The 6,000-nt window shown below is 55.5% G+C and carries 4 protein-coding genes and 1 pseudogene; 4 read left to right on the forward strand and 1 reads right to left on the reverse strand.

What is annotated here, in order from left to right; genetic code table 11:
• Positions 1–927 precede the first annotated feature (927 nt).
• From MKK75_RS17835 to MKK75_RS17850, 3 genes are all read left to right on the forward strand, one after another.
• On the forward strand, positions 928–1,107 hold the full coding sequence (locus tag MKK75_RS17835) for a hypothetical protein (RefSeq protein ID WP_244043874.1): 180 nt from the start codon (positions 928–930) through the stop codon (positions 1,105–1,107).
• Positions 1,108–1,613: 506 nt separating this feature from the next.
• Positions 1,614–1,790: a hypothetical protein gene (locus tag MKK75_RS17845; protein WP_244043875.1), complete on the forward strand. Its 177-nt coding sequence runs from the start codon at positions 1,614–1,616 to the stop codon at positions 1,788–1,790.
• A gap of 1,222 nt (positions 1,791–3,012) precedes the next feature.
• Positions 3,013–3,864: a class I SAM-dependent methyltransferase gene (locus MKK75_RS17850; RefSeq protein WP_244043876.1), complete on the forward strand. Its 852-nt coding sequence runs from the start codon at positions 3,013–3,015 to the stop codon at positions 3,862–3,864.
• On the opposite strand, the gene MKK75_RS17855 is transcribed toward MKK75_RS17850, so the two are convergent.
• Positions 3,853–4,947 carry a hypothetical protein gene (locus tag MKK75_RS17855; RefSeq protein WP_244043877.1) on the reverse strand — a complete coding sequence of 365 codons (1,095 nt, stop codon included), beginning with the start codon at positions 4,945–4,947 and terminating at the stop codon, positions 3,853–3,855. The genes MKK75_RS17850 and MKK75_RS17855 overlap by 12 nt on opposite strands.
• 311 nt (positions 4,948–5,258) lie before the next feature.
• Here MKK75_RS17855 and MKK75_RS17860 point away from each other — a divergent pair.
• Positions 5,259–6,000, forward strand: a pseudogene (locus MKK75_RS17860) (IS3 family transposase); the annotation flags it as partial.

The following is a 6,000-nucleotide window of genomic DNA, read 5'->3' on the forward strand; positions in this document are numbered from 1 at the left end:
GCATCCGTCAATTGGTGCCCAGGAAAGGGGCACAGAGAGCGAGCAAGATCAATGACTTGCTCGCACGTTGGACCCAAGATCCCTCCACGGGATCATTACGCTTTTCAGGCAAGTGTCCCACCGTCTGAAGGCCCCTCCCCGGCTCGGGACTTCGTTCTTCGACAGGACAACGAATCGGACATGTGCGTGTTGGCCCGCGCCGACTTGGTAGCCGAGGCCGCCGTCATCTTCGGCGAGGAGGCCGCCCGCCAGTCGACGGTGCGGCTCCGCATCTTGTGCCAAGCGTACCACCCGGCCGTCTCGCACACGCCCGCGCGTACTGTTCGCAAAACCCGGGATCGTCGCATTTCCCCGCACTATCAGATGCGGCGCCCACCGCCCCGTGGCCTCGCGCACGCGGGCGCGTACTGCTCCGAAAACTCGGCAGGCCGGCCCTCGCATGCGCGCGCGTGAGGGGCTGCAATAAGTCCTCTCAGTGGACGGCTGAGATGTTCGCAAATGCCCGTAGGCAAATGGCTATCGGCTCTTTGAATTCGACAGGCAATCAAAGCGGTCGCCTACCGGCCGAAGCTGTCGCGCAACCGCTCAAGCGCCGCCGACATCCCGGCGAGCGAGCGGGCATCGGCCCGACGGCACGCCTCGATCCGTTGTCGGTAGGTCCGATCCCACATCCCCCACGGCCGAGGCCCAGCGCGCCTTATCCGAGTGGCGGCTCGACCCGCACGTCGACGAGGGCGGCTTCCGCCACGCGGCAATCAACTTCTTCCGCGAGCATGATGCGGTGTCCGAGTTGAAGGCCCAACTCTGGGCCGACGCCGAGAGGCAACCTATCGAGGACAGTCGGTCGATTGGCCAATCTCGGTAAGCCCCTACCGGACCGTGGCGATACTGCGCCTGCCGAGCCAGGACGCCTATTCAAAGGAGCGGGTGCGTTACTTCGACGAGGCGATGACCTTCCGCCCTGCGCACAGCCTCGCGGCGCACCGGCCGCTCGGTTCGGTGATGCGGGCGCGGCTTCAGGTCTATCGGGCGCTCTCCGACTTCCGCCACCGCGAGAACGGCGTGTTCGCCGAGGACACCGTCAGCATCGACCGCATCCCAGCGTGAGGAACTTGCGCGATCAGGCGTCCGAAGCATCGCGAACCATCCCGCTCACACGCGCGTTACCGGCGTTCTTCGACATGGAGATATCGATGCGCCAGCGCACCCTCGTCACAGCTATCCCTCTCATGCTGCTCTTCGCAGGCACAGCTTTCGCGCAGGCACCAGCGGCTACCCCACCCGGGACAGCCCCGGGCGCAACTGGCGTAGCCGCACCTCAGCCGGGTTCGACGGTGCGCCGGGCACCGTGACGGGGACGCCAACCGGTCAACCGGCTGACACTGTGACGAACAACTCGGCAGCTGGTGGAAATGCCGGTCAGCCGGAGCGGCCCCTGCCCCAGGGTGGCGGTGGCGGCAAATGAGCAGGTCACGGCGCTGATCGAAGTTGAGGCAATCGCCGCTTGTCGTCCGTGGTTGCCAATCGTGCAGGATCTGCGACCCTCAGGCAAGACGCCTGGCGTGTCTGCTGATCCGCGCGACGGCACAGGCACCACGAGGAGCAGCATGGCGATGGCTGAGACGGACAAGCCGCCGGGTGTGAGCGTCGTGCCCCCGACGGTACCGATCCCGAACGTCAACGTGCCGGACCCAACGACCGGCAGCGAGCCCAAGAGTAAGGACCCGGTGAAGGATGCCGAGCGCACGCCCGATGATCCGGACAAGGCAGCCGACGACGGTCTGGCTTGATCATGCGCCGCTCTTTCGCGGTTCTGGCCGCTCTGGCCACGTTCGCTTGCTTTCCTGCAGCAGCCGTAGCACAGCGCGCGTCTGAGCCGCCCGCGAAACCTGCTTTGGGTGAGCCGGCCACCGGTGAGGAAGCGGCATCTGCGGTTGATCCGACGGTACTTGATCGCTGTCGGCAACCGGCAGACGCCCAGAAGCTCAAGGAAAGACCGGAGCGGAGGGCATTCATGGGAGCGTGCGTCACGCCCGAGGATTGAGGCGTGGCGCTTTCGGCAGGTGGTGGCCAGCCCTCCTCAGCAATCCCCGCGCCTACACCTGCGCCTACACCCGCGCATACTTGCGCTAGATCGCGATCGTCGCTCCAGCTCGGATGCCGAACGGCACAGGGCCGAACCACGTCGTCACAGAATCCGGCCCGCTCCCTCATCACGGACGCATCTTCTCCGATCCGTCGTCGGGATCGACCGCGCCCGGACATCCGCGCGCGCGTGCTGGCCGCGCTCACGCCCGAACTGGCAACTGTGACGGAGATCGCCGAGCACGCCAGGCTTCCCGGCCGGGAGCGCGTCATGCACGCGACCCGGGCCCTGGCTCGGCTAGAGGCCGATGGGCTCGCCGTCAGGGGCGGGACTCCGCAGGCACCACGCTGGAGTTCCGCGGGGACCGCTCTCACTTCGGCGACATCCGGTCTCAACCGCGGAGCATGATTGAGTGCGTCGGTCGTTCCGCTTTCGACCCACAGCAGCTGTCCGGGTCACCTTCGGCGCTTCCCAGGGGCGGCCATTGCCAACCACGCAGAAACTGTAGGTCGAGATGGTGAGCGGATTTTCGACTATAGCTTGAAGCGCACGTTCCGCCTTCGACCCAACGTGGACGAGGAAAGGTTGCCATCAGCAATCTCTGAAAGTGGCTACTCGTCCGTTATCCAGTAACGTCAGCTTGGAATGAGGCTTGAGCTGTGGAACTACCATCAAGAGTTCCTCCTCAAAGGTGTGACCATGATTTCAACACATCGACTCATGATTACACTATCATATATTTGGTTGCATCCAATCCAATGCAAAGTGCATCAATGTTGTTTTGCAAGTATAATAACTTCCAGAACACAAAAATTACAGTCGATTTGACATACGTGAATTTACGCTGCCATAAACAGTGAGCCCTGATTTAGCTCAAAAAAAATCAATCGCGTTTGCGTCAATTCGTCTATCGTCGCGCACTGATCATGAAAAAGGCTGGAGAGATGTACACAAATCTTTTCAAGTTAGTGAAGCTATTTATTGCTAAGACTATCGTAAAAAGTTCAGCCGGCCAGAGCTTCATGTATAATAGACTTCCCCGCGCGATTAATCCTTCCGGGCATCCATTCGACATAGAAAACGGTACGGAAACTAGTGGTTTTGTGCCATTCTATTTGTTAAATTCAGATTATTCGGCTCGATCTATCTCCAGAGCCGAGGTTTACCCTTATTTCGGCTGCCAACCGAATTGCCTGCTAACGGCGATCAATAGAATACCTGACGTATCACGATTTGTCTTCTATGATTTTGGGTGCGGCATGGGACGGGCACTGCTTGTAGCCTCGAAATTTCCATTTCGAAAAGTGGTTGGCATAGAGATTTCAAAACTCCTCTGCGGAATAGCCACAAGAAATATCGAAGCAACATCGACCAGTCGCACCTCAACGTGTCAAACAACCGTCATCAATTCCGACATTCTGAATTTTAAGATCGAGGAACAAAGCGCCGTTATATTTATGTATAACCCGTTTGGCGCAAATATCATGAAACAAATCATACAGAATCTTGACGAAAAAATACGTAGAGGACTTGACGTAATTATAATTTACGAAAATCCGGTACACTATTATCTATTCGACGAATCAAAATATTTCTTGCGATGTTTTGGAGCACAGATAACTTGCTCTATGGACGAAATAGAACATTCGACTAACAGTGATGACGCAGTGGCTATGTGGCGTGCAGCTCACATGAAAGAGCCCACTTGCGATCAAGATTTCCATATTGAGACTGTGGAGGCGGGATGGAGAGTTGAAATTGTTTTGTCAACTAGTTAAGATGAGGAATATTCTGTTGAATGTTTTTCTCGACCGATCAATCGGCCTATACTTTGCAACGAATGAGAATATTAAACTTGCAATTCGGGCATGGCATTTGGATGAAATCTTGGTTATTCGCATGATTTCGTGCTTGCTGCAGGCATTTTCCCAAGTAGGGTTTGCTCCCCCTAGAAAGTAAATGGCTCCTGTGCCTCGCGCTATTTCGTTTTCGATCAGGAAGCTTCTCATGGATATTGAATGCGAATATCTATTGGAACTTTCCTCGTTGATCTGCCAATCAATATAGGTAATATCGGCAGTTCTCCATCCAGAAATGTAGCTGACCCAATTCCCATTCTTGTCTATTAGCCCGGCAGAGAACCCCCCAGGTAAGAGCAGGGTCATTCGGCACCGATGAATAGCCAGTGAGAGCCCCATGCTTCGATAGGAATAAGTATTTAATATCTTAACAGCCATCAATGCGTCGCTAATATCAAGATCTGGTTTGTAGCGACAGCCTAGTTCGTCTTCTGCTATACGTCTATAATGCCTCAGATTCTTTCGGGTTTTTTGACTAAAAACATTTATCGTTTCCTCGAAATTCGATTTCAAAGGAAAATAGCTTCCCTTAGGTTCAACCGTTATCGAAATATTCTCTTTATTGTCTATATTGATTTCCGAACTCACGGCATGGTTATCCGCATTTTCCACAAAAAGAGCTATTTTTCCAAAAACGAGGCGTTTCGAAATCATTGATATTGCTTTACTCAAATTTTCGAATTTGTTTTCAGTTCTACCTATGTATGAACAGTGGCCACATTCATATGGAGATATGTACACACCAGTTGGAAAAGCAAATATTTTCTTTTGATAAAGTAATAAGCAACCAGTTAAATAGTTATCGTTGTAGAATGAAATGATCACTGGTTTATAGTTTAAGTATTCTGCGCGCAAAAGAAACCAGTCGAGTGGATGAATTACTTTTTGCTCATTATATAAGTAGGTTTTTAGTTCAATCTTTTTCTTATCTATCGATGTTTTGTGTATCAGCTCCACTTTAACGAAAGCCGAATTATGCTTTGAATTCGCTCGGTCAAGCATATATCCCTCGAAATCAACTTCTCAAGATGTGCGGCTGACTGTCAATTCAAACTAATTGCATTGAAATTTGCCCGTTGACAAGTGCGTCGCGAAGCGAGTGGGATAGTCGGTGGAGGCTTGACTCCTTCTAATCTGCGGTCGCAGCGAGTACATGATCGCGACTGTAAGCAGGTTGGATCACGGTTGCCGCTTCCCCCCGCCGCTTCAAGAACGGACCAGCAGAACAGAAGTGGCTCGGGGAATCTGCACAGGCAGGTTGAGTGGAGTTTCTGCCGGATGACAGCCAGGATGGCCGCAGATCAGGACCGACGATGAGCAAGCGTACCCGTCGGACCCACGCCCCGGCTTTCAAGGCGAAGGTGGCATTGGCCGCCCTGCGCGGCGAGAAGACCCTGGCCGAGTTGGCCCAGCATGTCGATGTTCATCCGCGCTCGGCAAGGCCGGTTTGCTGAGCGCAAAGCGATGGTCGATCGCGAGCACGACCTCCCGATCGCCAAACCAGCCGAGGCTCTCGGGATCGGCCGCGGCAGCGTGTACGACCTGCCGCGTCCTGTTCCAGCCGCGGATCTGGCCGTGATGCGGCGGCTGGACGAACTGCATCGCGAACTTCCCTTCGCCGGGAGCCGGATGCTGCGGGACCTCCTGAACAAGGCGTCGTGAGTAGACGCTGCCATGTCGCGACGCTGATGACGCGCCTGCGCATCGAGGCGCTATACCGCAAGCCGACCGCCTCGAAGCCTGCGCCGGGGCACAAGATCTACCCGTATCTTCTGCGCGGGTTGACCATCGACCGGCCCAATCCGGTCTGGGCGATGGACATCAAGTATGGTAAGATGACCGTGGGTTCGACTACTTGGCCGCCGTTATCGATGGGTTGAGCCGCAAAGTCTAGTCGTGGCTGCTATGGATCACCATGGAGGCCGACTGTTGTGTCGAGGCTGTGGCGGTCGGCCAAGTACGCGGAGATTTACATACGGGCCTACGACACCGTCACAACGGCGCGCGCCCCGATCGGCCGGTACTGCGCCGGCTGCCGTGTGAGGATGCCTCTTT

The organism is Methylobacterium sp. J-030, assembly GCF_022829545.1.
In the GTDB taxonomy this organism is placed as follows: domain Bacteria; phylum Pseudomonadota; class Alphaproteobacteria; order Rhizobiales; family Beijerinckiaceae; genus Methylobacterium.

What these genes read in the sequence shown, in the direction of transcription:
- MKK75_RS17845 (WP_244043875.1), top strand. Translation starts at nt 1,614, where the DNA reads ATGGCTGAGACGGACAAGCCGCCGGGTGTGAGCGTCGTGCCCCCGACG.
- MKK75_RS17850 (WP_244043876.1), top strand. Translation starts at nt 3,013, where the DNA reads ATGAAAAAGGCTGGAGAGATGTACACAAATCTTTTCAAGTTAGTGAAG.
- MKK75_RS17855 (WP_244043877.1), bottom strand. Translation starts at nt 4,947, where the DNA reads ATGCTTGACCGAGCGAATTCAAAGCATAATTCGGCTTTCGTTAAAGTG.